Annotated in this window: 21 protein-coding genes and 1 pseudogene; 14 read left to right on the top strand and 8 right to left on the bottom strand. The window is 71.8% G+C overall.

The window, feature by feature from the left end:
• The first annotated feature begins 6 nt into the window (after positions 1 to 6).
• On the top strand, positions 7 to 1,098 hold the full coding sequence (locus GA0070613_RS27495; protein ID WP_089014926.1) for a ferredoxin reductase: 1,092 nt from the start codon (positions 7 to 9) through the stop codon (positions 1,096 to 1,098).
• Between the two features lie 14 nt (positions 1,099 to 1,112).
• On the top strand, positions 1,113 to 2,246 hold the full coding sequence (locus GA0070613_RS27490; protein WP_089014925.1) for a fatty acid desaturase family protein: 1,134 nt from the start codon (positions 1,113 to 1,115) through the stop codon (positions 2,244 to 2,246).
• An 11-nt stretch (positions 2,247 to 2,257) separates the two neighbouring features.
• Here GA0070613_RS27490 and GA0070613_RS27485 read toward each other — a convergent pair whose 3' ends face one another.
• Positions 2,258 to 3,382, bottom strand: coding sequence for a glycosyltransferase (locus GA0070613_RS27485; protein ID WP_231929510.1), 1,125 nt, complete (start codon positions 3,380 to 3,382; stop codon positions 2,258 to 2,260).
• A gap of 17 nt (positions 3,383 to 3,399) precedes the next feature.
• Positions 3,400 to 4,470, bottom strand: a complete 1,071-nt coding sequence (locus GA0070613_RS27480) for a glycosyltransferase family 2 protein (RefSeq protein WP_089014924.1) — start codon at positions 4,468 to 4,470, stop codon at positions 3,400 to 3,402.
• A gap of 324 nt (positions 4,471 to 4,794) precedes the next feature.
• Between GA0070613_RS27480 and GA0070613_RS27475 the strand changes: the two genes are divergently transcribed.
• Together GA0070613_RS27475 and GA0070613_RS27470 are read left to right on the top strand one after the other, a co-directional pair.
• Positions 4,795 to 6,201, top strand: a complete 1,407-nt coding sequence (locus GA0070613_RS27475; RefSeq protein ID WP_231929508.1) for a glycosyltransferase — start codon at positions 4,795 to 4,797, stop codon at positions 6,199 to 6,201.
• Positions 6,198 to 7,799 carry a glycosyltransferase family 2 protein gene (locus GA0070613_RS27470; RefSeq protein WP_089014923.1) on the top strand — a complete coding sequence of 534 codons (1,602 nt, stop codon included), beginning with the start codon at positions 6,198 to 6,200 and terminating at the stop codon, positions 7,797 to 7,799. Before GA0070613_RS27475 ends, GA0070613_RS27470 begins: the two co-directional genes overlap by 4 nt.
• 124 nt (positions 7,800 to 7,923) lie before the next feature.
• Here the strand turns inward: GA0070613_RS27470 and GA0070613_RS27465 are convergent, their stop codons facing one another.
• Complete coding sequence (locus GA0070613_RS27465; RefSeq protein ID WP_197698998.1) at positions 7,924 to 8,607, bottom strand: esterase/lipase family protein; 684 nt, start codon at positions 8,605 to 8,607, stop codon at positions 7,924 to 7,926.
• A 285-nt stretch (positions 8,608 to 8,892) separates the two neighbouring features.
• Between GA0070613_RS27465 and GA0070613_RS27460 the strand changes: the two genes are divergently transcribed.
• From GA0070613_RS27460 to GA0070613_RS27450, 3 genes are all read left to right on the top strand, one after another.
• Complete coding sequence (locus tag GA0070613_RS27460) at positions 8,893 to 10,347, top strand: ATP-binding protein (RefSeq protein ID WP_089014922.1); 1,455 nt, start codon at positions 8,893 to 8,895, stop codon at positions 10,345 to 10,347.
• Positions 10,348 to 10,370: 23 nt separating this feature from the next.
• Entirely contained in the window at positions 10,371 to 12,185 is a 1,815-nt protein-coding gene (locus GA0070613_RS27455; RefSeq protein ID WP_089014921.1) for an acyl-CoA dehydrogenase, read from the top strand.
• A gap of 252 nt (positions 12,186 to 12,437) precedes the next feature.
• Positions 12,438 to 14,498, top strand: coding sequence for an NPCBM/NEW2 domain-containing protein (locus GA0070613_RS27450; RefSeq protein WP_089014920.1), 2,061 nt, complete (start codon positions 12,438 to 12,440; stop codon positions 14,496 to 14,498).
• An 86-nt stretch (positions 14,499 to 14,584) separates the two neighbouring features.
• Here the strand turns inward: GA0070613_RS27450 and GA0070613_RS27445 are convergent, their stop codons facing one another.
• Genes GA0070613_RS27445 through GA0070613_RS27430 form a run of 4 tightly spaced genes read right to left on the bottom strand, consistent with a single transcriptional unit; the run spans position 14,585 to position 19,732 of the window.
• A complete protein-coding gene (locus tag GA0070613_RS27445; RefSeq protein ID WP_089014919.1) occupies positions 14,585 to 16,684 on the bottom strand; it encodes an alpha-galactosidase in 2,100 nt (699 codons plus the stop codon).
• Positions 16,681 to 17,505: a carbohydrate ABC transporter permease gene (locus GA0070613_RS27440; protein WP_089014918.1), complete on the bottom strand. Its 825-nt coding sequence runs from the start codon at positions 17,503 to 17,505 to the stop codon at positions 16,681 to 16,683. The genes GA0070613_RS27445 and GA0070613_RS27440 overlap by 4 nt, the downstream gene beginning before the upstream one ends.
• The gene (locus GA0070613_RS27435) at positions 17,502 to 18,440 is read right to left on the bottom strand and encodes a carbohydrate ABC transporter permease (RefSeq protein ID WP_089014917.1); all 939 of its coding nucleotides are present in this window, start codon (positions 18,438 to 18,440) and stop codon (positions 17,502 to 17,504) included. Before GA0070613_RS27435 ends, GA0070613_RS27440 begins: the two co-directional genes overlap by 4 nt.
• On the bottom strand, positions 18,440 to 19,732 hold the full coding sequence (locus GA0070613_RS27430; protein ID WP_089014916.1) for an ABC transporter substrate-binding protein: 1,293 nt from the start codon (positions 19,730 to 19,732) through the stop codon (positions 18,440 to 18,442). The genes GA0070613_RS27435 and GA0070613_RS27430 overlap by 1 nt, the downstream gene beginning before the upstream one ends.
• A 159-nt stretch (positions 19,733 to 19,891) precedes the next feature.
• On the opposite strand from GA0070613_RS27430, the gene GA0070613_RS27425 reads away from it, so the two are divergent.
• From GA0070613_RS27425 to GA0070613_RS27395, 7 genes are read left to right on the top strand one after another with little or no spacing between them, the layout of a single operon-like run.
• Positions 19,892 to 20,638: an SDR family NAD(P)-dependent oxidoreductase gene (locus GA0070613_RS27425; protein WP_089016238.1), complete on the top strand. Its 747-nt coding sequence runs from the start codon at positions 19,892 to 19,894 to the stop codon at positions 20,636 to 20,638.
• Between the two features lie 36 nt (positions 20,639 to 20,674).
• Positions 20,675 to 21,388, top strand: coding sequence for a FadR/GntR family transcriptional regulator (locus tag GA0070613_RS27420; RefSeq protein ID WP_089014915.1), 714 nt, complete (start codon positions 20,675 to 20,677; stop codon positions 21,386 to 21,388).
• Positions 21,389 to 21,442: 54 nt separating this feature from the next.
• Positions 21,443 to 22,606, top strand: coding sequence for a galactonate dehydratase (gene dgoD / locus GA0070613_RS27415; protein ID WP_231929507.1), 1,164 nt, complete (start codon positions 21,443 to 21,445; stop codon positions 22,604 to 22,606).
• A gap of 26 nt (positions 22,607 to 22,632) precedes the next feature.
• Positions 22,633 to 23,457, top strand: coding sequence for a hypothetical protein (locus tag GA0070613_RS27410; RefSeq protein WP_231929506.1), 825 nt, complete (start codon positions 22,633 to 22,635; stop codon positions 23,455 to 23,457).
• Positions 23,454 to 24,074 (top strand): bifunctional 4-hydroxy-2-oxoglutarate aldolase/2-dehydro-3-deoxy-phosphogluconate aldolase, encoded by a 621-nt coding sequence (locus GA0070613_RS27405; protein ID WP_089014913.1) that lies wholly within the window; start codon positions 23,454 to 23,456, stop codon positions 24,072 to 24,074. Before GA0070613_RS27410 ends, GA0070613_RS27405 begins: the two co-directional genes overlap by 4 nt.
• Complete coding sequence (locus tag GA0070613_RS27400) at positions 24,071 to 25,060, top strand: sugar kinase (protein ID WP_089014912.1); 990 nt, start codon at positions 24,071 to 24,073, stop codon at positions 25,058 to 25,060. The genes GA0070613_RS27405 and GA0070613_RS27400 overlap by 4 nt, the downstream gene beginning before the upstream one ends.
• Before the next feature lie 16 nt (positions 25,061 to 25,076).
• Positions 25,077 to 25,964: an SMP-30/gluconolactonase/LRE family protein gene (locus GA0070613_RS27395; protein WP_089016236.1), complete on the top strand. Its 888-nt coding sequence runs from the start codon at positions 25,077 to 25,079 to the stop codon at positions 25,962 to 25,964.
• 84 nt (positions 25,965 to 26,048) lie between these two features.
• Here the strand turns inward: GA0070613_RS27395 and GA0070613_RS27390 are convergent.
• Positions 26,049 to 26,452 (bottom strand): annotated as a pseudogene (locus tag GA0070613_RS27390) (AMP-binding protein); the annotation flags it as partial.
• Positions 26,453 to 26,515: the final 63 nt, after the last annotated feature.

Here is a 26,515-nt window from a genome sequence, read left to right as displayed (position 1 = left end):
GGTCATATGACCAGAACTGTCCCGCGGCCCACCGCGAAGGTCTCCTTCCGCGACAGGCTGCTGCGGCTGGCCGAGACGGTCACCACCCCGCTGCTGCCGGAGGACTACCTCGACCTGGTCGCGCCGCTGCGCGCCGGCGCCGCCCTGCGCGGCCGGATCGTCGCCGTGCGACCGGAGACCCGGGACGCGGCGACCGTGGTCATCCAGCCCGGGCGGGGCTGGCGCGGCCACGTCCCCGGACAGTACGTGCGCCTCGGCGTGGACGTCGACGGGGTCCGCCAGTGGCGTGCCTACTCGGTCACCTCGGTGCCCGGCAGCCGGGACAGCCGCCTCGCGATCACCGTCAAGGCGATCCCGGACGGCAAGGTCAGCAACCACCTGGTCCGCCGCACGCGGCCCGGGGCGATCGTCCAGCTCGACCAGGCGCAGGGCGACTTCGTGCTGCCCGAGGCGACCCCCGAGCGGGTTCTCCTGCTCACCGCGGGCAGTGGCATCACCCCGGTCATGGCGATGCTCCGCGCCGGCCTGCACACCCGGGCCGACGTGGTGCTGGTGCACTCCGCGCCCACCCCGGACGACGTGATCTTCGGCGCGGAGCTGCGGGCGCTCGCCGCGCGGGGCGCGCTGCGGCTGGTCGAGCGGCACACCGACGCCGACGGGCTGCTCGGCGTGCACGAACTCGAGGACCTGGTCCCCGACCACGTCGAACGGGAGACCTGGGCCTGCGGTCCGGTCGGCATGCTCGACGCGGTCGAGGGGTACTGGACCTCCCGGGGCGTTGCCGAGCGGCTGCACACCGAGCGGTTCCGACCCACCGTGATCTCGCCCGGGGAGGGCGGCACGGTCACCTTCACCGGCTCGGGGACGACCGTCGAGACCGACGGCGCCACCCCGATCCTCGAGGCCGGCGAGGACGCGGGCGTGTTGATGCCCTCCGGCTGCCGGATGGGGATCTGCTTCGGCTGCGTGCTCCCACTGCGCCAGGGCGCCGTGCGCGACCTGCGCAACGGCGACCTCACCACCGCCGTCCCCGGTGACGGCGTGCTCATCCAGACCTGCGTGTCGGCGGCCGCCGGTACCTGCGACATCGAACTCTGACGGGAGGCCCGCACGTGACCGTGATCCAGAAGAAGGCCGTCAACCCGATCGCCCACCTGAGCGCCGAGGACATCGAGATCATCGGCAAGGAGCTGGACGCGATCCGGGACCGGGTGATCGCCGACCGGGGGGAGCGGGACGCCCGCTACATCCGCAAGGTGATCAAGACCCATCGGACGCTGGAGCTGAGCAGCCGCGCGGTGCTGCTCTTCTCGTTCTTCCCGCCGGCCTGGATCGTGGGCACCGCCGGCCTCGCGGTGGCGAAGATTCTGGACAACATGGAGATCGGTCACAACGTCCTGCACGGGCAGTGGGACTGGATGCGCGACCCGAAGATCCACTCCACCACCTGGGACTGGGACCACGTCTCCCCGCCCGACCAGTGGCAGCACTCGCACAACCAGCTGCACCACCGGTACACCAACGTGGTCGGCAAGGACAACGACCTCGGGTACGGCATCATGCGGGTCGACGAGGACCAGCCGTGGCACCCGGTCCACCTCGGCCAGCCGCTGTGGAACTTGATCAACGCATGCTTCTTCCAGTACGGCATCGCCGCGTACGACCTGGAGCTGGGCCACAACCTGCGCGACGGCCGACACAAGGCCCCGGAGTTCCGGGCCCGGGCCCGCGCGGTGGGCCGTAAGATCCGCCGCCAGGTCCTCAAGGACTACCTCGTCCACCCGCTGCTGTCCGGCCCGTCCTTCCTCAGCACCCTGGCCGCCACCTTCACCGCGAACCTGATCCGCAACGTATGGAGCCACTCCGTGATCATGTGCGGGCACTTCCCGAACGGGGTCGAGACCTTCGAGAAGCAGTCCATCGAGGGCGAGACCCGGGGCGAGTGGTACCTGCGGCAGATGCTCGGCTCGGCCAACATCAGCGGCAGCAAGCTGATGCACATCATGACCGGCAACCTGTCCTTCCAGATCGAGCACCACCTCTTCCCGGACCTGCCGAGCAACCGCTACCAGGAGATCGCCCCGCAGGTGCGGGCGCTGTTCGACCGGTACGGGCTGAAGTACACCACCGGCCCGCTGCCCAAGCAGGTCGCCTCCGCCTGGTGGAAGGTGATCCGGCTCTCCCTGCCCAACCGCCGCTCGGGCCGCCGGGCGTCGGCCGCGCTGCCGCACGCCCTGCCCGGCTGACCGGGCCCGGCTCAGGACGAGAGGCTGCGCGCGGCGAGGGAGTCGTACAGCTCCTCCAGCCGGCGGGTCTGCTGGTGTAGGTCGAAGTGCTCCGCGACGTGCTGGCGCGCCCGGGCGCCGAGCCGGGCCCGCAGCGCGTCGTCACCGAGCAGCTGCCGGATGTTGTCGGCCAGCGCGGCCCGGTCCCGTTCCGCACCGAGCAGGCCGGTCTCCCCGGGCAGGACGGCCTCCGGAATGCCGCTGTGGTAGGTGGCGATCGTCGGCACGCCGACGCTCGCCGCCTCCAGGATCGTCGTCGGCAGCCCCTCGCAGTCGCCGTCCGAGGCGATCCGCGACGGCGCCACCAGGACCTTCGACTCGGCCAGGTGCCGGCTGACCGCGCCCGGGTCCTGCATCCCGAGGAAGGTGGCGTCCAGGCCGAGTTGGCCGGCACGTTCGCGGGTCGCCGCCTCGAGCGGCCCGGTGCCGATGAACAGCATCCGCGGCCGGAGCGCGGCGGGGAGCATGCCGACGGCCTCCACGAGGTCGTCGATGCCCTTCTTCTCCACGAACCGGCCGACGAAGACCACGTCCCATTTCTTGTCGGGTGCCGGCACGGACGGCGGAATCGGGACGCCGGTGTGGTGCACCCGGACCTTCCGGGGGTCGGCGCCCAGGGCGACAGCCCGGCCGCGAATGAACTCCGACACGGCGATGATCAGCGCGGCCCGGTCGAACGCCTGGCGCAGGAGCCGTCGTTGCCGCACTCCACTCAGCCCGGGGAGGTTCGGTCGCCAGGTCACGTCCTGGCCGTGCAGGGTGATGACCAGCGGTACGCCGAGTCGCCCGGCGGCCCGGCTGACGAGCCAGCCGTCGCCGCCGAAGTGGGCGTGGACCACCTCGGGTCGCAGCCGGGCCAACGGCGCCTCGAGCCGGCGCGACCGACCGGTGAGCTTCAGCCCCAGCAGTTCGGCGCGGCCGCGCGCGTCGTCCGGGAAGGCGATCACGTCGGTGTCCCGGGCGATCGACGACTCCACCTTCACCGCGCCGAGATAGCGGGGTCGCCACCTCGACAGCGCGTCACCCTGGTTGCGGATGAACGTCTCCGACCCGGGCAGCAGGTGGCTGCGCCAGATCACCACCGTGGCTTCGGGCACGTCACCCGCCCTGGAGCTCACGGCCGGACGTGGCCCGCGCCGGCGACCGGGTCGGGCGCCCGGTAGGCGGGCGGAACCGGTTCGGCGTGCGGGGTACGGACGTCGGCGGTCGCCTCCGTGCCGGTGGCCTCGACCAGCGCGCCCGGACGGTCACCGCGCCGGCGGTTGAGCAGCCGGTCGCGCAGGCTGTGCCGCAGGTGCGGGGGAAGCAGCCAGATCTGCAGGTAGGTGACGTAGTCGAGGAGGCTCGGCCGGCCGTGCCGACGGGCGTCGGCGAGCAGCGTCCAGAACACCCGGAAGCTGCGGGTGGTGGCGGCCATCGAGCCGATCACGCTCATCGCCAACGCGGCGTACGCCCGCGGGGTGAGCAGCGGCCGGCTCGACCGCAGCCACTCGAACTGGGCCTCCCACGGCGACTGCAGGCTGATCCGCGGCCGGTCCTCGTCCTGGTGCCAGATCACCAGCGGCTCGGGGGCCATCACCAGCTCGACGTCGTCGTGGCTGACGGCCCGCAGCGTCCAGTCGAGCTCCTGCTGGCGGCGCAGTCCGACGGTGAACGGAACCCGACGCAGCAGCTCCGTGGGGGCCAGGATGGTCGAGGTCTGGATGAAGCCGTCACCGTGGAAGAGCCCCCGGCGTACGGTCAGGTACTCACAGATCGGTTCCCCGGGGTCCGGCAGCCGCCGGGGCAGGACGAACTCGGCCCGCGGAGTGCGGTTGAACAGCTGGCTGGCGATGATCGGCAGCGGCGCCCGCGCGGCCCGCGCGAGGTCGAGCTGGACGGCGAGCTTCTCGGGCAGCCACTCGTCGTCGTCGTCGAGAAAGGCGGTCCAGGCCGCGGTCGCCTCCCGGACGCCGACGTTGCGGGCGTTCGGCGCGCCGCCGCGCTCGGGCAGCGGGATCAGCCGGAGCCGATCGTCCGCGATGGCGGCCAGCGCCGCCCGGGTCGCCTCGTCGCCGCCGTCGATCACCACGATGACCTCGATGGTGTCGACGGTCTGGGCCAGCGCGCTACGCACGGCGCGGGTCACAAGCTCCGGCCGGTCACAGGTGGGAATGACCACGCTGACGTCAGGTGTACGGGTCATGAAAACCTGCTTACTCATTCGTGAAGGCGAGATGCATTCGCTGCCGTCGAGCCCGGGAACGGTCCTGCGAACCATAGTTGGTCGAATGGAACGAGAGGGTTAATGACAGGCGCCAGGCATCTTTAGAAAAGGGAATCAACAGCCTTCCACGCAGGTGAGAGCGGTGGCGTGCCGACGTGGACGGACCATTCGCCGCCGTTGTTCGACACCATTTCCTCCGATTCCGAGGCAGGTCGGCGGCCGCGGCCACCTCGGAAAGTCGGCGCTGGATACTGCCGTACACTCGCCGGGCGAAAGGCTGGTTGGAGAAGGGGAGAACCCGTCATGCGACTCGACGCCGACCCGGCGGGGCAGGCCCCCCGCGCTCGGGTGGTCATGCTCGTCGACAACGGAGTCGAGGGGGACTCCCGGGTGCAGAAGGCCGCACGGTCGGCCGCCGACGCCGGCTGGGACGTCACGCTGCTGGGCTGCGCCCGCATCGACGAGGAGCGGAGCTGGCAGCTGGGCCGGGCCCGGGTCCGGGTGCTGCCCATGGGCGGGGCGCCGGCGGGGACGCCGTCGGGGATCCGGGGCCTGCGGCACCGGTTGGTCATCCGGGGCGGCCTGCCGCTGTCGATGGCCCGGCTGGCGCGTCGCCCCATCGAGCACGCCCAGGTCCGGTTCTGGCGGGTCGTGCAGGGCGACCGCGCCTGGCGGCGGCTCGAACCCGGGCTGTGGGGATATGAGCGGCTTCTCGGCCCGGCCATCGACGAGCTTCGGCCGGATCTCATCCACGCCCACGACTTCCGGATGCTCGGCGTCGGCGTCCGGGCGGCGCAGCGGGCGCGTGCCGACGGTCGTCGGGTGAGCCTGGTCTGGGACGCGCACGAGTGGCTGCCCGGCGCCCGGCCCCGGCGGGACAACGCGCGCTGGCTGCCCGCCCACCTCGCCTACGTCCGCGAGTACGTCCCGCACGCCGACGCGGTGGTCACCGTGTCGGAGACCCTTGCCGACCTGCTGGTCCGTGACCACGCTCTGACCGAGCGCCCGACCGTGCTGCTCAACGCGCCGGTGACCGCCGACGAGCGCCCCGCCGATGGCGGACCGGGCCCCGACCTGCGGCAGCTCTGCGGCGTCGACCGGCGGACCCCGCTGCTGGTCTACAGCGGCGCCCTGGCCGCCCAGCGCGGGGTCGACACGGTCATCGCCGCGCTGCCCCGGCTGCCCGGGGTGCACCTGGCGCTGGTGGTCGGTGACCCGGCGGCCGCGTACGTCCGGGAGCTGGTGGCCGGGGCCGGCCGGCTCGGCGTGGCCGACCGGGTGCACCTGGTGCCGTACGTGCCGCACGGGCAGCTGGTGGAGTTCCTGAGCGCGGCCGACGTCGGCCTCATCCCGATCCACCACTGGCCGAACCACGAGATCGCCCTGATCACCAAGTTCTTCGAGTACTCGCACGCCCGGCTGCCCATCGTGGTCAGCGACGTGAAGACGATGGCGGAGACCGTCCGCGCCACCGGGCAGGGTGAGGTGTTCCGCGCCCGGGACACGGCGGACCTGGTCCGGGCCGTACGGGCCGTGCTGGCCGACCCGCGGCGCTACCAGGCCGCGTACGAGGGACCCGACTCGCCCCTGCCCGGCTGGACCTGGGAGGCCCAGGCGGACCGGCTCGACGCGCTCTACCGGCGGCTGCTGCCGGCGCTGGCCGGGCACGCCGACGACGACCAGGAGACTGCGGAGGTCAACGCCCGGTGAACCCGCCCGACGTGAGCGTGGTGGTGCCCGTCTACAACACCATGCCGTACCTGACCCGCTGCCTGACGTCCCTGGTGGAGCAGACGATCGGCCTGGACCGGATGCAGATCGTCGCGGTGGACGACGGGTCGACCGACCGCAGCGGCGCGGAGCTGGACCGGTTCGCGCGCCGTTACCCGGGTGTCTTCACGGTCATCCACCAGGCCAACTCGGGTGGCCCGGCCGGCCCGTGCAACCGTGGCCTCGACGCCGCGACCGGCCGGTACGTGTTCTTCGTCGGGGCCGACGACCACCTGGGACGGGACGCGCTGCGCCGGCTGGTCGAGGCGGCCGACGGGTGGGGCTCCGACGTGGTGCTGGGCAAGGTGGTGGGGGTCAACAGCCGCCACATCTACCAGGACATCTTCGCCCGCACCCAGCCCGAAGTCGACCTGTTCGACTCGCCCCTGCCGCGGTCGCTGGCCAACACCAAGCTGTTCCGGCGAGAGCTGCTGGAGCAGCACGGCGTCCGCTACCTGGAGGACCTGCCGATCGGCAGCGACCTGCCGTTCACCCTGGAAGCCTGCTACCGCGCCCGGCGTATCTCGGTGCTCGCCGACTACGACTTCTACTACGCGGTGCGGCGGTTCAGCGCCACCAACATCACCTACCTGAGCCGGCACCCCGAGCGGCTGCGGACCGTGGCGGCCACGACGGCGTTCGTGGCCGACCTGATCCCGCCCGGCAAGCAGCGCGACGCCATCCTCGCCCGCCGGTTCGACCACGAGATCGCGAAGTTGCTCGAGGACGACCTGCTGCGGCTGGACCGGGACACCCAGCAGCTCGTCCACGACGGCATCGGCCGGCTGGTGGAGGCGTACCTCACCGAGGACATCGCCGCGCAGCTCAACGCCGAGACGCGGATCCGGTTGGCGCTGACCCGGGACGGCGCTCTGGACGACCTGCTCGCGGTGATCCGGCAGGACGCCCGGACCGGGGTGCCCGTCACGGTGCTGGACGGCGGCCGGCGTTACGCGGCCTACCCCGGGTTCCGCGACTCGGCCCGTGGCCTGCCGGACTCCTGCTTCGACGTGACGGCGGTGCCGGACTGGCTGGCCAAGCTCGATGCCACCACGCTGGAGTGGACGACCGACGAGCGCGGCGACAAGGTGCTCACCATCACCGCCGTCAGCCCCGTGCCGGACCTGGCGGCCGTCGTGGCGACCCCGCTGTCGGTCAGCGCGGAGGAGGTTCCCGCGCGGGTCGAGACGGTCGACGGGGGCGCCGGGACGGCCATACGGATCAGGTTCGACGCCGACGACCTCCTCGCGGGCTGCGGCGCCACCGGTCGGCGCCGCGCGGTGTCCGCCCAGGTGGGACCGTTCGACCCGAGCCGGGCGCTGGGGGCGGCGATGGCCACCGGCGCGGCCGGCTCGGTCGCGGTGCGCGCCCCGCGGGTGCGGGCGACGGTCCCGTTGCTCCGCCGGCGGGGGTCGCGCCTCTTCGTGATCACCCCGGTGCTCGACGACTCGGGGCGGCTGATGATCTCCGTCGTTCCGGTCACCGCCTCCCGGGTCGCCGCCCAGCTGCGCCGGACACTGCGCTGGCGAGGGCGGTGACGCGACGTCGACCCGCTCGCCCGCCGGCCCGGCCGACCCGACGCCGATCTCTCGGTGTCCGGGCCGGTCGGGCCGGTGTCGTTCCTGTTGGTGTGCGTGGACGGCTATTGCCGGGCGGCGGGCGTCACGGGTTGACGAAGTTGCGCACCTGGCCGTAGATGGTGGCGTCGTTCTGCAGGCTGGTGTGGAAGACGCAGGCCGTCTGGGTGTTGGACGCGCCGGACAGGATCGTGCTGTCCACCGGGTTGATGACCCCGTCGCAGGGGGAGCGCCAGGTGCCGTAGAAGAAGGCGCCGGGCGTCTCGTCGCCGGAGTTCAGGGTGGCGAGGAAGGTCGAGCCGACCCGCATCTCCGCGCAGGCGGTGCTGACGCAGGTGTTCGCCGAGCTGGTGCCGTGGTTCGGGCCGCCGAGGGAGACCCATCGGTCGACCTTGCCGCTGCTGGCGAGGTTCTTCAGGTAGTAGCGGGAGGACAGCCCGCCCATCGAGTGGGTGATGATGTCCACCTTGGTCGCCCCGGTGGCGGCCAGCAGGTTGTCGACCTCCTGACTGACCGTCTGCGCCGTGGTGGCGTTGGACTGGCTGGTGTTGTAGGAGAACGCCCGCAGGTGGCTCGACGGCCACCCGTCGGCCTGGAAGCGGCTGATCATCGTGTTCCAGGTCGAGGCGCTGCTGTTCCAGCCGTACACGAACAGGATCGGGTTGCTCGACGGCGTGTACGAGGCGGCCTGCGCGGGGGAGGGGAGGCCGACCAGGGTCGTGGTGGCGACCGTGAGGGCGAGCAGCCATCTCGTCAGGAGCGATGTCACGGGGGTGGGTCCTTCCGGGGGAGACGGGCGAGGCGCCGCCGGCCGGCGGGCCGCCCACGAGCCGTCCACGTGCCTGTTCGGCACCTCGGAGGGGGTACGACACGGGTTCGGGGGGACCCACGTCGTCCGAGGTGGGCGAATGTTACCGACGAGTTGCCCTTAGATGTCAATACGTCGATGAAAGGTGCTCCCGGTGGCCCGGGCGGCTCCGGCGCGCGGTGGCGACTGTCGGGGGTGGCTGGCAGACTTTCGAGAGGTCACCGTCGGCGGAGGGACGTGGGATCCATGACGGGAAACGGGCATGACCTGCGGCCGGACGCCGACACCTTCACGCTGTTCGGGGCCCGGGTGACCCTCGTCGACGCCGCGGGGCTGCTCGCCGCGGCCGACGCCGGCCCGGCCGAGCTGCTCGCCGACGCCCCCTTCCCCGCCCCGGTGCGCGCCGTCCGGCTCACCGTGCGGGCGGCCGACGGCACGCATCATTTCGACGCGGAGGTCCGCACCTCCGCCGGCCGCGCGGTCGGGCTGCTGACCCTGGGCGTCGCCGGCCCGGCCGGGGTGCTGCTCGCCCGCCGGCTGGCCGGCACCGATCCGACCGCCGGTGGGCTGCTCGCCGAGGCGTCGCGCCGGCTCGGGCTCAGGCCCGCCGGCGTCGGCACCGGGGAGGACCTGGCCGGGGCGGCGGCGCTGCGCGAGGCCGCCGCGCACGGCCTGCACCCCGAGCTGGCGTACGACGAGAGCGCCGACGGCGGGCGGACGGTGACCCTGCGCGCGGCCGTGTCCAGCGCCGAGGCCGGCCCTGCCCACCTGCGGGCGATGGTCGGCCTGGTGCTGCACGTGGTGCGCGAGCTGGCCGGCGAGGGGGCGCTGCGCGACCGCACCTACACCGTGGGTCGGCGACCCACGCCGGCGGTGGTCCCGGCCGTGCCGCGAACCGAGGCCGTCACCCTGGACCAGGTCGGCGGCCTGGCCGAGGTGGTCGCCCGGTTCCGGGAGATCGCGGTGTCGTTCCGCCACCCGCGGGTGATGGCCCGCTGGGGTGCCCGCCGCCCGCAGGGCATCCTCATGTACGGCCCGCCCGGCACCGGCAAGACCATGCTGGCCCGGGCCCTGGCCAACGAGATCGGCGCCGACTTCAAGGAGATCCGTACCCCGGAGATCCTGGACAAGTACCTGGGCGGCTCCGAACGCAACATCAAGCAGATCTTCCGTGAGGCCCGCCGCTACCGGCAGCCGACGGTGATGTTGTTCGACGAGTTCGACAGCATCATCAGCTACGCCGGGGCGGGCGGGGACGCCGCCAGTCAGGCGGTGAACGCGGTCGCCGGCATCTTCAAGCAGGAGATGAACACCCTGTTCGAGGAGAACCCGGACGTCATCGTGGTGGCCACCACCAACTTCCCGCAGCGGGTGGACGCCTCGCTGATCCGCTCCGGCCGCTTCGACATCAAGCTCGCCATCCCCACGCCGGACGAGTCCGGCCGCGCCGAGATCATCACCAAAATGATCCGGGAGCTGATCCAGCGGCACGAGGGACCCGGCTTCCGGATGTTCGCCGCCGACGTCGACCCGGCCGAGCTGGCCGCGCTCACCCCCGGCCTGACCGGCGCCGACATCCGCGAGGTGTTGCGCCGGGTGCAGCTGGCCAAGGCGATGCGGGAGGCGACGGAGGGTGCACCGGCCGGCCCGATCAGCCAGGATGACCTGCGAGAGGCCGTCGCGGGGCTGCGCCGCGGCTGAGCCGGCCCGACGGAAGGAGACCCGTGTCGTCCACCCTGCTGTCCCGTCGGGACCTGGCGTTCCTGCTGCATGACTGGCTGGACGTGACCCGGCTGACCGAGCGGCCCCGGTACGCCGAGCACTCCCGGGAGACCTTCGACGACGTGCTGGACCTGGCCGCCCGGGTGGCCGCCGAGCATTTCGCCCCCCACAACCGGGCCGCCGACAGCGCCGAGCCCACCTTCGACGGCCGCCGGGTGCACACCATCCCGCAGGTCAAGGCCGCCCTGGACGTCTTCGCCCAGACCGGGCTGCTGGCCGCCAGCCTGGACGAGTCCATCGGCGGGATGCAGCTGCCGCACGTCGTCTCCGCCGCCTGCTTCGCGTGGTTCCAGGCGGCCAACGTCGGCACCGCCGCGTACCCGTTCCTCACCCTGGGCAACGCCAACCTGCTGCTCAACCACGGCAGCGCCGAGCAGATCGACACCTGGGTACGCCCCATGGTGGAGGGGCGCTTCTTCGGCACGATGTGCCTGTCCGAGCCGCAGGCCGGCAGCTCCCTCGCCGACATCGCCACCCGGGCCGAGCCGCAGGACGACGGGACGTACCGGCTGGCCGGCACCAAGATGTGGATCTCCGGGGGCGACCACGAGCTGGCCGAGAACATCGTCCACCTGGTGCTGGCCCGGATCCCCGGCGGACCGCCCGGGGTCAAGGGCATCTCGCTGTTCATCGTGCCCAAGGTGCTCCTCGACGCCGACGGCGCCCTCGGGCCGCGCAACGACGTGGTGCTGGTCGGCCTCAACCACAAGATGGGCTACCGGGGCACCACCAACACCCTGCTCAACTTCGGGGAGGGGGTGCACCGGCCGTACGGGCGGGCCGGCGCGGTCGGCTACCTGGTCGGGCAGCCGCACCAGGGGCTGGCGCAGATGTTCCACATGATGAACGAGGCGCGGATCGGCGTCGGCGCCGGCGCGACCGCGCTCGGCTACACCGGCTACCTCAAGGCCGTCGGGTACGCCCGCCAACGCCCGCAGGGCCGGCCGGTCGCCGACAAGGACCCCACCACCCCGCAGGTGCCGATCGTCGCCCACCCCGACGTCCGGCGGATGCTGCTGGCCCAGAAGAGCTACGTGGAGGGCGCGCTCGCTCTGATCCTCTACTGTGGCCGGCTGCTCGACGAGGAGAAGACCGCCCCCGCCGAGGCCGACCGCGCCCGCGCCCACCTGCTGCTGGACATGCTCACCCCGATCGCCAAGAGCTGGCCGTCGCAGTGGTGCCTGGCCGCCAACGACCTGGCCATCCAGGTGCACGGCGGGTACGGCTACACCCGCGACTACGACGTCGAGCAGCACTGGCGGGACAACCGGCTCAACCCGATCCACGAGGGCACCCACGGCATCCAGGCGCTGGACCTGCTCGGCCGCAAGGCCACCATGCAGGGCGGCGCCGGGCTGGCGCTGCTGCTGGAGACGATCGGCGCGACGGTCGGCCGGGCCTGGAAGGCGGAGGGGGAGGCGGCCGAGCTGGCCGCCCAGCTCGGCGCGGCGGTGGACCGGATCGGCGTGGTGACCCGCCGGCTCTGGGCCACCGGCGACCCGGAGCTGGCGTTGGCCAACGCCAGCGTCTACCTGGAGGCGGTCGGGCACGTCGTGATCGCCTGGATGTGGTTGGAGCAGCTGCTCGTCGTCGAGGCGGCCGGCGCCCCGGACGGGCCGGACGTCGACTTCCTCGCCGGCAAGCGGCAGGCCGCCCGGTACTTCTTCCGCCACGAGCTGCCCCGTACCGGCCCGCAGTTCGACCTGCTGGAGAGCCTGGACCGGACCACCCTGGACACCCGGGAGACCTGGTTCTGACCATCTGCGCTGGGCGTTTCTCGGTCGCGTTCCTGCGCGTGCACGGGAAGGAGCGACGCCCCAGGTAACTCATAATTTAGGAATTAATATTGACACACGCATGTGACCCGCTGCAGGATCCTGGAAACATCCACAGGCGCGCGGGCATGACCGGTCCGGCTACCGGCGCACCCTCCAACAAGGAGTGGTGGGCCACGTCCACGATCAATTCGGGCCGGCACGCCTGATCGCTCGGGCAGCAAAGGATCCGATGTGAAACGACATCTCACCGCCCTGATCGCCCTCGCGGCCGGTCTGCTGGTCGTGCCCGCAACCGCCCACGCCGCCGGCACGCCGCCGGCGGCGCAGCAGGTACTCAGTCCCACGCCCTACCAGGGTTGGAACACCTACTTCGGCCTCGGTGGCAACTTCTCGGAACAGTCCGTGCGGGAGGTCGCTGACGCCCTGGTCGCCCGCGGCCTGGCCAAGGCCGGCTACGACATCGTCTGGCTGGACGGCGGCTGGCAGGACCCGGAGCCACGTACGGCCGCCGGCGACCTGCAGGCCGACCGGTCCCGCTTCCCGGACGGGCTGAGGCCGCTGGTCGACTTCATCCACTCCAGGGGGCTGAAGGCCGGCATCTACACCGACGCCGGGCCGTACCTCCCAGGGAAGTGCGGACTCGGCAGCTACGGCAACTACCAGCGCGACGCCGACCAGATCGCCGCCTGGGGGTTCGACGCGGTCAAGGTGGACTTCCTCTGCGGGATCGCCGCGAACCTCGACCCGAAGACCGTCTACACGGAGTTCGCGCAGGCGCTGCGGAACAACGCCAGCGGGCGCCCCATCATCTTCAACCTCTGCAACCCGGTAACCTCCCCGGACTGGGGCAACTACCCGGCCGAGCAGCAGTCGACGTACTCCTGGAGCTACTCGCCGGCGATCGCGCAGTCTTGGCGAACCTACACGGATGTGGGTTTCGTCGGCGATATCAAGTTCAAGGACGTGCTGCGAAACTATGACGCGAACGCGCGGCACCCCGAGGTCGCCGGGCCGGGGCACTTCAACGACCCGGACTACCTCGGCCCCGAGCTGGGGATGAGCGACGAGGAATTCCGTACCCAGATGACGCTCTGGGCGGTGGCCGCCGCGCCGCTGGTGATCGGCAGCGATGTCCGCAAGCTCAGCCAGACCTCAGTGGACATCCTCACCGACTCCGACGTGCTGGCGATCAACCAGGATCGCGCGGGTGTCCAGGCCGTCCGGGTCGGGCCCGCCGGTACGACGGAGACGTGGGTGAAGCGGCTGGCCGACGGCTCGCGGGCAGTGGTGCTGCTCAACCGCGGCGACTCCCCGAAGATCCTGACTACGGAGGCCTCGTCGCTCGGCCTGTCCGGTTCGCGGTTCACCTTGAAGAACGCGTGGACCAACGAGGTCACCGAAAGCGCCGGCACCATCAGCGCCGCGGTCGCGGCACACGGCGCGGCGCTGTTCCGGGTCGAGTCGAACCACGGCCTGCCCGGTGTTCCGCACGTGACCGCCGGCTTGCCGCAGGTGACGCAGGTCGGTGGCGAGGCGACGCCGGAGGGAACCGCGCCGGTGCTCGCCAGTGGCGACGTGGCGCGGGTCGAGGTCGCGGTACGCAACGACGGTGTGCTTCCGGTGCTGGCGCCGCAGGTCACGCTGGCGGCGCCTGCCGGGTGGTCGGTCCGCTCGCTCGACCGGGCGCCGGTCCTGCTGGCCCCGGGCAAGGCCGCCACCTTTGCCTTCGCGGTGACCGTTGCGGCCTCCGCCGCTCCCGGTGCCGCCACGCTGACCGCCACCACGTCGTACGACGTGATCGGGAAGGGACGGCTGCGGCAGGAGACGAGCACGGGCGTGGTTGTCGCGCCCGCGCCACCGGACGGTGATGTCGTCTTGTCGCACCACTCGTGGATCAGTGCCACCAGCGGGTGGATGAGCCCGACGGTCGACCTGAGCGTCGGTGGCTGGTCGCCGATCAGCATGCTCGGCCAGGTCTACCCGACCGGGCTCGGCGTGGCGTCGCCGTCGACGGTCCGCTACTACCTTGGCGGCGACTGCAGCCGGCTGACCGCGACCGTCGGCATCGACGACGCGGTGCGCAACGTCGGACCCGAGGGTGGCACGTCGACCTTCCAGGTGATCGGCGACGGCCGGGTCCTCTTCGACAGCGGCGTGCTGACCCGCGACGACATCCGCCAGTTCGATGTCGACCTGACCGGCGTCCGGGTGCTCGACCTCCTGGTCGGGGACGCCGGCGACGGCGGCTACAACGACCGCGCCAACTGGGCCGGCCTCAACGCCACCTGCTGACCGCGCTCGGCCGCACCCAGGTGATGCTCCACCTGGGTGCGGCCGACGTCCGCAGGCAGCGGCGGCGGCAGCCGGGGCAGAAGGCGTCAGGCCCGCCGGAGCACGACGAGTTCAGCGTCGTGCTCGGCGGTCCACCGCACCGGCAGGCCGACCGCCGTGAGGTGGCTGCCGGAGTAGCGCTGCTCGCCGTGCCGGTAGACGCCGGCCGGGTCGATGCCGGCAAGTGGTAGCCGGACCGGGCGGGACGGCAGCAGGCCGGTGCCGTCGAGTCGGCCGGTGTGCCAGGCGAGGACCACCACGGTATCGGCGTCGGGGGAGGTGTATTGCACAGCGCAACGGGGGTGTCCCGGGTCTCCGATCAGATGCACCGTGCCGTGTGTGATGACGTTCCGGATCTCCTTGTACCGGGCGATCCAGCTCGCCGCCTCCGTGCGTTGGTCCGGGGCCCAGTGCCGGATGTCGGCGCCGATGCCGAGCACCCCGGCCATCGCGAGGACGAACCGGAAGGCCAACGACCGGGGACGCGGGTCGAACAGTCCAGGTGAGTCGGTGACCCACGAGCTGAGCAGGTGCGGGGCGTTGGCGTGCAGGAAGCCGTACTGGATGGCCAGCCGGTCCAGCGGGCCGGTGTTGTCGCTCGGCCAGAAGACGTCAGCGCGGGCCGCCATGGCGAGGTCGGTACGGGCGCCGCCGCCGGCGCAGGCCTCGATCAGCACGTGCGGGTGGTCGCGACGCAGTTGCTCGTAGATCCGGTGCAGGTTGGCGACGTGCGCGCCGTCGAGGTCGACACGGCCACCCGCGCCGGTCCCCGCCGCCCAGCCTCGGCCCGGCTCGGTACGCGGCCGGTTGAAGTCCCACTTGAGGTAGCCGATGTCGTGCCGGCGCAGCAGCCTGTCCACAGTGGAATGCACAAACTCGGCCACCTCGGGCCGGCCCAGGTCGAGCAGGTACTGATTGCGGATCGGGGTGAGCGGCCGTCCCTGGATCGCGTAGACCCAGTCCGGGTGCTCGGCGTAGAGCTTCGAGCGCGGGTTGACGCACTCGGGCTCGACCCAGAGCCCGAAGTTGAGCCCCAGGGCCCGGACCTCCTTGATGAAGGTGTCGAACCCGGCCGGGAACTTCGCCGGGTCCGGCGTCCAGTCCCCGAGGCCGCCGGTGTCATCGTTGCGGCCGACGAACCAGCCGTCGTCGACCACGAAGGTCTCCACGCCGATCTCCGCGGCGATCCGGGCGAGGGCGAGCTGGTTCTCCGCGTCGACCGCGAAGTACGTTGCCTCCCACGAGTTGTAGAGCACCGGCCGCGGCGTGAGTCGGCCGCCGGCGAGCTGGCGCTGGTACCGGTGCCAGACCCGCGCCAGGCCGTCCAGCCCGTCCGGACTGTAGGCGCCGGTGACCGCCGGCAGCGTGAGCCGGCCACCGGGCGGCAGGTCCAGCGACCCGTCGACAAGGCGCCGGCCGGCCCGCACCCGGGTCAGGCCGCCGGTGTCCCGCTCCGCGGTGATCTCCCAGGAACCGGTCCAGTCCAACGCCACACCCCAGGTCGAGCCCGCCGGCTCGGCCTGGTCCCGGACCGCGAGCCAGGGGACGTACGCGTGCCCCGGCACGCCCTGCGCGCTGCCGACGGTGAACCCGCCGTGCTCGAGGTCGACGTGGTCGAGCTGGAACTCCTGGGCCCACTGTCCCCACTGGTAGCTGAGCCGGGCGCCATGCGCGGTCGGTACGCAGAATCCGGCGGAGCCGGCTCGGACGAGTCGCAGCGGCTCCGACCCGGCGTTGGTCAGCTCGACCCACCGCCGTACCACGTCGGTACCGGCCGGCACCTGGTAGTGCAGGACCGCACGCAGGCCGGTGACCGGGTCCGCGAAGGTCACGGCCAGCCGCCCGCCGTCGCCTTCGGCGTCGACGTAGCTGAAGGAGACCCGGCGGTCGCCGACGGCGGTTTCCACCACCAGGTCGGCGCCGGTGAACGGGCGGGCCGCATCGGTGGCGTACTCGATCGGGGCGGCGTCCCCGGCCGTCAGGAACGGTACGGGTCCGCGGTACTCCACCGGCGACGGGCCCTCGCTGACTCCCTGCGGGCCCCAGGCCACCAGTTCGAGCCAGCGTCCGTGCTCCGGTACGGCCACCGTGTACTCACTGTGCGCGCCGCGCAGCGTCCACTGCGCACCGTTGCCCGCGTCGCTCACTTGACGGCGCCGATCGCGAGGCCGGACACGAAGTGTCGCTGGAAGCGGAGGAACACCAGCACGGTCGGCACCGCCGCGATCACCGTGCCGGCTGCGATGACGTTCCACGAGGAGACGAACTGCCCTTGGAGGCCGAGCAGCGCGGGGGTTACCGGCATCCGGTCGTCGGTGCGCAGCACCGTGATCGCCCAGAGCAGGTCGTTGAAGATCCAGGTGAAGGAGAGCGAGCCGAGGGCGGCGAGTGCTGGCCGGGTCAGCGGTAGGATGACCCGCGCGAAGATCTGCGCCGGCCCGGCGCCGTCGATGACGGCGGCCTCCTGGATCTCGTTCGGCAGGTCACGCATGAAGCCGTGCAGCACGAACGTGTAGAAGCCGAGCCCGAAGCCGACCTGTACGCCGATCAGCGCCCACAGGGTGTCGTAGAGGCCGGTCAGCTCGGTGAACTTGCTCACCGGGATGAGCAGGATCTGCGGCGGCAGCAGGTTGCCGGCGAGCATGAGCAGCAGGATGGTGCGCCAACCGGGAATCCGGTAGCGGCCGAGGGCGAAGGCCGCGACCGCGGCCAGGGCCAGGCTCAGCAGCACCGACGGTACGGTGACCAGCATGCTGTTGATGAGCGCCTGCAGTTCCCCGCCGTCGGTCCACGCCTGCCGGTAGGTGTCCAGCGTGAACGAGTGCGGCAGGCTGCCGACGCCGTGGGCGGCGACGTCGTCGAAGCTACGCGTCGACATGACCACGACCCAGAGGATCGGGGCCAGCCAGAGCAGCGCCACCAGGCTCATTCCGACGTGGAAGGCACCGGTCCGGAATGCGCGGTTCATGCGTTGTCCTCTCGGAACGCACGGACGAGGTAGCCGAGGATGACGGCGAGCGCCAGGATGAAGATCACCACGGCGATGGCGGAGCCGTAGCCCAGCCGCAGACTCTGGAACGCGGTCGAGTACATGTACGTGCTGAGCAGCTCGGACGAGTGGTAGGGCCCGCCCTTGGTCAGCGCCCAGACGATGTCGAACGACCGCAACGAGTCGATCACGATGATCGAGAGCACGACCGCGTTGACGCCGCGCAGTTGGGGGACGGTGACGTACCAGAGTCGCTGCCAGTTGTTGGCGCCGTCGGTCCGGGCGGCCTCGTGCAGCGTCGGGTCGATCGCCTTGAGTCCGGCCAGGTAGAGCACCATGATGTACCCGATCTGCCGCCACAGCGCGGGCAGGATGACCGCGTAGAGCGCGGTCTGCGGGTCGGCCAGCCAGGGGCGGACCAGCTGTTCCAGGCCGACCGCGCGCAGGATTTGGTCGGCGATGCCGTCGGGCTGATAGAAGACCCGCCACACCAGCGCGGTGACCACCAGCGAGAAGACCACCGGCGTGAAGAGCGCGGCCCGGTAGAAGCCGATCCCCCGGCGCTCCCGCTGCAGCAGTAGCGCCATGCCGAACCCGCCGAGGACCGAGAGCCCGCCGAAGAGCACCAGCCAGATGACGGTGTTGCGCAGGGCTCCGCGGAAGACTTGGTCGCCGACCATTTCCCTGAAGTTGGCGAGGCCGATGAACTGCGGCGGCGTCATGCCGTCCCACCGGGTCACGGAGAAGTAGAAGCCCTGCAGAGCGGGCCAGAAGACCCAGATGGTCTCGACCACGAACGGGACAAGTACGAACGCCACCAGCAGCGGCGACAGGCGCGTGGCCGGCCGCCGCCGCGGGCGGGTGTCCGCCGGGCGCCGCTGTTCGCGGGCACCGGTTGGAGCGAGTGCGGTCATCAGCCTTTGAAGACCTTCTCGGCGCTGGCCTGCCACTCGCTCAGGATCGCGTCGATCTGGTCCGGCTTGTCGATGAACTTGGTGAGCGCGGTGTCCGCGGTCGGCTGCAGCGAGTCGCTGGAGTCGCGGTTGAAGAACTGCGTCAGCTCCTGGGCGCTCTCCAGCATCGCCTTGCCCTTGGCGACCAGCGGCCGGTCGGCCGCCTTGGCCTTCGGATGCGTCGGGAGCACGATTCCCGCGCTGTTGGCGATGTACGCCTCCTGCGCCTCGACCGAGGCCGCGTAGGTCAGGAAGGCCTTGACGCTGGTCGGGTTCGCCGTCTTGGCGCTGGCGAAGAAGCCGTCGGTGGGCGCCTCCTCGGCCACCGGCACGGCCGAATCGATGATCGGGAACCGGAAGAAGTCGATGTCGTCGATGGCCTCCGTGGACGCGGCGTCGGCGAAGAACGTGCCGATCAGGAACATGCCCGTCTTGCCCGCCAGCAGCGCGGTGGTCGCCTCCTGGAACGGGTACGCCTTGCCCTTGGGGTCGAAGTACGGCAGCACCTCGCGCCAGCGGGTGAAGACCGCCTTCACCTTCGGGTCGTCGAAGCGCTGCTTACCGGCGAGCAGTTCGCGGTGGAACGGGGCGCCGTTGATCCGGATGTTGAGGTAGTCGAACCAGGCCGACGCCACCCACGGGGTGTCGCCGAGGCCGATGCCGATCGGGGGGATGCCCTTGCCCTTCAGCGTCTGGCAGAGCGTGAGGAACTCGGCCCAGGTCTTCGGCTCCTGCACTCCCCACTTGGCGAAGTGGGACTTGCGGTAGAAGAAGCCCCACCAGTAGTTGGTCATCGGTACGAAGACCTGCTTGCCGGTGGCGTCGGTGGAGAGGGAGCGCAGTGACCCGGGATACTCGGTCAGCCCGTTCCAGACGTCGGAGACGTCGAGCAGCAGCCCCTTGCGGGCGTAGTCGTTGGCGACCGAGCCGGCGTACCAGGTGTACAGGTCCGGCGGATTCGCGGAGGTCAGGTAGGTCGGCAGTTGGGTGCGGTAGGTCTCGGCCGCTATGGTGTTGAGCGTCGCCTTGCCCTTGTTCAGCTTGTTGAAGCTTTCGACGACCTTCTCCATCGCCGTCTTGGCCTGGGGCGAGGAGAGGTTGGACTGCAGGGTGATCGCGCCGGCGCCGTTACCGCCGTTGGAGGTGCTGGCGGAACTGGCGCAACCGACCAGGCTCGTGGCGCCGAGCGCGCCGAGGCTGGCGAGGCCGATGTGCCCAAGGAACCGGCGACGACTGAGGTCGTAGTCGCTCACGGGGGTGTCCCTTCCTCATCGATACGATGCGTGACGGTCGCGGTGTGTCGGTCCTGTAAACGGTGTGAGCAGTAGGTTGCATCGACGGGCGACAACTGTCAAGATTTCTTCGTAATTAATGTTTTGATCTGCGAGTTTCGGCGGGCGGTGAGTCAGCACGTGCGACGGCTGGAAGGCAAGGTTGCCCTGGTCACAGGCGCTTGTGGGGGTATCGGTGCGGCCACTGCGCGGCGTCTGGCCGCCGAAGGCGCGGCCGTCGGCCTGGCCGACATCCGCGCCCCCGGCCCGGTAGCCGAAGAAATCACCGCCAGCGGTGGACGGGCACACCCGGTCATTGCGGACGTCGCCGACGAGGCCGCCTGGTCCAGCGCCGTGACCGCGTTCCGGGAGCACCTCGGCCCGGTGGACATCCTGGTCAGCAACGCCTACTTCAGCGAGGTGGCGCCCGCTCACCAGACCAGCCGCGAATCGTGGGACCGCCAGCTCGCGGTGAGCCTCACCGGCAGCTTTCTCGGCGTCCGGGCGTGCCTGGACGACCTACGCGCCGGCCGGGGTGCGGTCGTGCTCGTCTCGTCCGTGCACGCGCTGGTCGGACTTCCCGGACACCCGGCGTACGCGGCGGCCAAGGGCGGCCTGGTCGCGCTCGGTCGCCAGCTCGCCGTCGAGTACGGCCCCGAGGTCCGGGTCAACACCGTTCTGCCGGGCCCGATCTTCACCCCAGCGTGGGACCGAGTGTCCGAAGCAGACCGAGAGCGTAGCGTCGCGCAGACCGTGGCCGGCCGGTTTGGCACGCCGAATGAGGTGGCCGCCGCGGTGGCCTTCCTCGCCTCACCGGACGCCGCCTACGTGACCGGCGCCAGCCTGGTGGTGGATGGTGGCTGGACCGCGGTCAAAGCCTCGGCCTGACAAATCGAACCAACGGACGAGAAGGCACACAGAGCATTGGCACATTACGCACGCCGCGGTGTCCACGGTCAGACCGTCGAGGTCATCGCCCGGCGCATCCTCGCCGGCGAGATCGCCGAGGGCGCCACCCTGAACCTCGCCGCCCTGCAGGAGGAGCTCGACGTCAGCCTCACCGCGTTGCGGGAAGCGCTCAAGGTCCTCACCGCCAAGGGCATCGTCGACGCCCGGCAGAAGCGCGGCACGTTCGTGCGACCCCGGACGGACTGGAACCTGCTCGACGGCGATGTGATCCGGTGGCAGTTCGCCGAGGGGGCCGGTCAGCACTTGCTCGACCAGCTGCACGAAGTACGCAGCATCGTCGAACCGGCGGCGGCGCGGCTCGCCGCGCTGCGGGCCACCGAGGCCGACCTCGCCGTCCTCGACACCGCGCTGGACGAGATGTCGGCCGCGGCCGACCCGACCGCCAAGGTCCACGCCGACCTGAGCTTCCATCGTGCGCTGCTCGCGGCCACCCACAACGAACTGCTGGAACGCATGGAGGTGGTGATCGAGACCGGGCTGGCCGAGCGGGACCGGCTGGTACACGGAGTGGCCCAGCACGACGACCCCGTACCCAGCCACCGGGCGGTGGTGGAGGCGATCCGGGCGAACGATGCCGATGGCGCCGAGCAGGCCATGCGCGGCCTGCTGGACAAGGCGGTCCGGGACGTCCAAAAGGTACGCGAACGCAAACGAGGCGACAGCGAATGAGCATGTAGGGCCGTCGGCGACCCGAGGAGCGCAGCGACCTGGCAGCCGAGCGACATGGCAGAGAGGCACCTGGTGAAGATCGACCGAATTGAGACCTTCCTCATCCCGCCCCGGTGGCTGTTCTGCCGGGTGGAGACCGACGAAGGGCTGATCGGATGGGGCGAGCCCGTGGTGGAGGGCCGGGCCGAGGTGGTCCGCAGCGCCGTCGACGTGCTCGCCGAGTACCTGATCGGCGAGGACCCGCTCCGGATCGAGCAGCATTGGCAGGTGCTCACCAAGGGCGGCTTCTATCGGGGCGGGCCGGTGCTCTCCAGCGCCGTGGCCGGCCTCGACCAGGCGCTGTGGGACATCGCCGGGCAGGCGTACGGTGCGCCGGTGCACGCGCTGCTCGGCGGACCGGTCCGCGACCGGGTCCGCATCTACTCGTGGATCGGCGGCGACGAGCCGGGCGAGGTGGCCGACGCGGCCGCCGCACAGGTCGCTGCCGGAATGACCGCGATCAAGATGAACGCCTCCGGCCGCCTCACCGCCATCCCCACGTCCGCCGAGGTCGCAGACGTGGTACGCCGGGTCGCCACCGCCCGTGAGGTGCTTGGCGAGGACCGGGACATCGCCGTCGACTTCCACGGCCGGGCCAGCGCGGCGGCGGCCCGCCGCATCCTGCCGGAACTCGCCCCGCTGCGGCCGCTCTTCGTCGAGGAGCCGGTCGTGCCGGAGCAGAGCCACCGGCTGCCCGACATCGTCACCGCCTCGCCAGTACCGATCGCCACCGGCGAGCGCCTTTTCGGTCGGCACGAGTTCCTTGCTCCACTGCAGGCCGGCGTGGCGGTAGTCCAGCCCGACCTGTCCCACGCGGGGGGCATCTCCGAGGTCCGCCGGATCGCGACGATGGCGGAAACCTTCGGTGCCGTGCTGGCGCCGCACTGCCCGCTCGGGCCCATTTCGCTCGCCGCCAGCCTGCAGGTCGCGTTCGCCACGCCCAACTTCCTGATCCAGGAGCAGAGCATCGGCATCCACTACCACGAGGGTTCGGACCTGCTCGACTACCTGGTGGACCCGGAGCCGTTCCGGTTTGTCGACGGGCACCTGCGCCGACCGGAGGCGCCTGGTCTCGGCATCAGCATCGACGAGGCGGCGGTGCGTGCCGCCGCCCGCGCGGGTCATACCTGGCGCAATCCGGTCTGGCGGCACGACGACGGCTCGTTCGCCGAATGGTGAGCCCGGTCGATGTTCCGTTGCGGGTCGTGACTGACGACCGGTATGGCGGACGGTGGACCAGCCTGGCAGGCGCCGGCCGCGAGTGGCTCTGGACCGGTACCGCCACCGGTCGCGACCGGGTCAGCCCGGGCGACCCGTTCATCGACGCGGGCGGCCTGGAGGAGTGTGTGCCAACGGTACGCGGCACGCCCGACCACGGGGCCGCTTGGTCCCGCCGATGGCGGTCGGTCGGCTCGGGCAGAGCCATGGTCGAGTGCCCCGACTTCACGCTCACCCGGCAGCTCACCGAGCAGGCCGGGGCGGTGGTGGCGCGCTACCGGCTACTGGCCGCCCCGGGATACCGGTTCGTCTGGGCCGCGCACGCCCTGCTCGACCTGTCACCGGCGGCCCGGCTGCTCGCCCCGGCAGGTACCCCCACCCGGCTCTACGCGGAGGCGGACGGCGAGGTCGCTGACGGAACATGGCCGGCCGGCAGTCGCTGGCACACCGCGCCCTGGCCGGCGTCGCCCGGACTGCCGCTGGACCGGCTCGGCCCGGACGACGGCACCGCGCTCGGCACCATCCTGGTCGGCTGCCCCGACGTGCAGGTGGTGGACGGCGTCCACACGCTGCGGTTGCGTCTCGACTGTGCCGGCCAGCCCCGATCCACGGCGCTCTGGCGTAACCTGCGCGGCTGGCCGGCGTCGGGGCCGTACCGCAGCATCGGGGTCGAACCGATGCTCGGCGCGGTCTTCGACCTCGGCGAGGCCGACGCCGCCGGCGGTGACGCAGCGGTGGTCCCGGCCGGCGGCGAGGTCGATTGGCAGCTCACCATCACCGCCCATCGATCGTCCGGAGGCGACCACCGTTGAACCTGCTCGACACCCTGCGCACCCACCGGCTGCTGGCGATCGTGCGGTCCGACGATCCAGACGCCGCCTTGGCCGCGGTGCTGACCCTGGCCGACAGCGGCGTCAAGCTGATCGAAGTGTCGTTCACCAGCACCGACGCGCTAGGCGTGCTGCGCCGGGCGCGCGCCGCGCTCGGCGCCGACCACGGTCTGGGCGCCGGTACGGTGCTCAGCGTCGACGAGGCCCGGCAGGCCGCCGCGGCCGGTGCCAGTTATCTGGTAACCCCGGCGCTGGCGCCGAGCCTCGCCGAGGCGGGTCGACTCGGGCTGCCGGTGCTGGGCGGCGCGCTGACCCCGACCGAGGTGGTCCAGGCCACCACCGGGGGCGCGACGGCGGTCAAGCTCTTCCCCGCCTCGCTCGGTGGCCCGGATTATCTGCGCGCCCTGCGCGACCCGTTCCCGCGTACCCCGTTCGTTCCCGTCGGCGGCGTGGACGCCGAGTCCGCCCGCGGCTACCTCGACCGGGGCGCCATCGCGGTCGGGGTCGGCTCACCGCTGCTCGGCGACGCCGCCTGCGGCGGCGACCTGAGTGCGTTGCGCAGGCGGGCCGCCGACTTCCTCGCGGCGGTCGCGGCATGACCGGCTTCGCCCTCACCCCAAACCCCCCGTTGGACCGCGGCTCCGGCGTCGACGTGGTGACGCTAGGGGAGACGATGGCGGCGTTCCGGGCCGCCACGCCGCTTCGGCTGGGCGGTACCGTCGGGCTCTCCGTCGCCGGCGCCGAGTCGAACGTGGCGATCGGCCTGGCCCGGCTCGGCCACTCGGTACGGTGGATCGGCGTCACCGGCGCAGACGAGCTGGGCGAGTTGGTCCGCCGTACGCTGCGCGCGGAAGGAGTCGACCTGAGCCTGGCCCGGATCGACCCGGGCGCCCCGACCGGGCTGATCCTGTTCGAGGCCCGGATCGGCGACATCAGCCGGGTCAGCTACTACCGGACCGGCTCGGCCGGCTCGCGGCTCGGCCCGAAGGATGTGGCGCCGGCGTTCGCGGAACCCGCGCGAGTGCCCCGGATCCTGCACGTCACCGGCATCACCGCCGGACTCGGCGAGCGGCCCTGTGCCGCCGTGGGGGCGGCGGTCGACGCGGCCCGGGCCGCCGGCGCACTGGTCTGCCTGGACGTGAACTACCGGCACCGGCTCTGGCCGGTCGATCGGGCCGCCCTCGCGCTCCGCCCGTTGCTGCCTTCGGTCGATCTGCTCGTTGCCTCCGACGACGAGCTGTCCGTGTTGAGCGACGACCCGGATCCGGTCACCGCCCTGCGGGCAGCCGGCGTGTCCGAGGTGGTGGTCAAGCACGGTGGGCAGGGCGCCACCATGCACACCGCGCAGGGCAGCCTGCATCGACCGGCCCGTACCGTCCCGGTGGTGGATGCCGTCGGAGCAGGCGACGCGTTCGTGGCCGGCCTGCTCTCCGCCACGCTGGACCAGCTCGACGTTTCCGGCCGGCTCGACCGGGCCGTCACCACCGGGGCGTTCGCCGTCGCCAGTTCTGGGGACTGGGAAGGGCTGCCCAACCGGGCCGAACTGTCGCTGCTCGACCACGCGCCCGGTACGGCCGTGCGCTGACGCCTTGGGAGAAATGATGCGGCTCACCGAACCGACCCCGTGGAGCGCCGACCGGTTCGAGCTGGGCGAGGGCGCCCGCTGGGTGGACGAGCGTCTGATCCTCGTGGATCTGCTCGCCGGCCGCCTGTTGGAGACCACCGGCGACGAGCCCGGGCCGCTGCGCGAGCTGCGCCGGCTGGACGCCCCGCTCGGCGCGGTGGCGCCGGTTGCCGGGGCGGCCGGTGACTGGCTCGCCGCCGTCGGCACCGGCGTCGCGCTGCTCACCGGTGCCGACGGCTACCGACCGGTGGCCGACCTGGAGAGCGGCAACGCGGCGCCGGCCCGGATGAACGACGCGGTCGCCGACCCGCACGGGCGCTTCTGGGCCGGAAGCATGGCGCAGGACACCACGCCCGGCGCGGGCACCCTCTACCGAATCGCCCGCGACGGCGTGCCCGTGCCCGCGGTGACCGGCTTGACCATCACCAACGGACCCGCGTTCGACGCCGAAGGGTGCACGATGTACCTGGCCGACACCGCCCGGGGCGAGGTGGATCGGTTCACCGTGGACCCGCCCACCGGCGGGCTTTCCGGCCGCGAGCCATTCCTGCGGCTGGCCGCCGAAGAGGGCGCCCCGGACGGGATGACGGTCGACGCGGCCGGTCACCTCTGGGTGGCACTGTGGGGTGGGTACGCGGTGCGCCGGTACCGCCCGGACGGCAGCCTGGAGCGCGAGCTGCGGCTGCCGGTGGCCCAGCCCACCAGCGTGTGCCTCGGCGGCCCACAACTGCGGCGGCTCTTCATCACCAGCGCCCACTACGGGCTGGCGACACGCGGGCCGCTGGACGGCGCTCTGCTCGCGATCGACGTCGACGTTGCCGGGACCCCCGCCCGTGCAGTTGACCCCTTCGAGAGGCCTTCTTGATCATCGGCGGCCCGTACACCGTCTGAGCCCCGGTCACAGGTACGCGGGCTGCTCGGCATCTTCCCGGCTCGGTTCTCCGCGTGGCGGGGCGACCTTGTCCCAGACCACGGCGACCCGGGCGCCGTGTCGGTGAGCTGGTGCTCCAATTCCTGCGCGGTGTAGAGCGGGTTGTGCTCGACCACCACCGCGCCGAGCCGCAGCACCGCGTAGAAGGCGACCACGTGCTGGGGGCAGTTCGGCAGGACCAGCGCCACCCGGTCGCCGCGCCCGACGCCGAGCCGGCGCAGCGCCTCGGCGGCCCGGTCGACCTGGTCGGCCAGCTCGGCGTACGTGGTGGCGGCGCCGAAGAAGTCCAGCGCCACCCGGGAGCCGAACCGTCGGGCGGCGTCGGTCAGCAGGCCCACCAGCGATTCCGCCGAGGCCGCGATGGTGGCCGGTATTCCCGGGGCGTAGCTGCGCGTCCAGGGCCGGTCCGCGGTCGCGCCCATCGCCGTCTCTCCTCGCTGGGGTGGTGCCGCCGCCATCAACCCAACCTACGCCCGAGTAACCTG

This window comes from Micromonospora inositola, assembly GCF_900090285.1.
In the GTDB taxonomy this organism is placed as follows: Bacteria; Actinomycetota; Actinomycetes; order Mycobacteriales; family Micromonosporaceae; genus Micromonospora; species Micromonospora inositola.
This window is presented reverse-complemented; position numbering and strand designations above follow the sequence as displayed.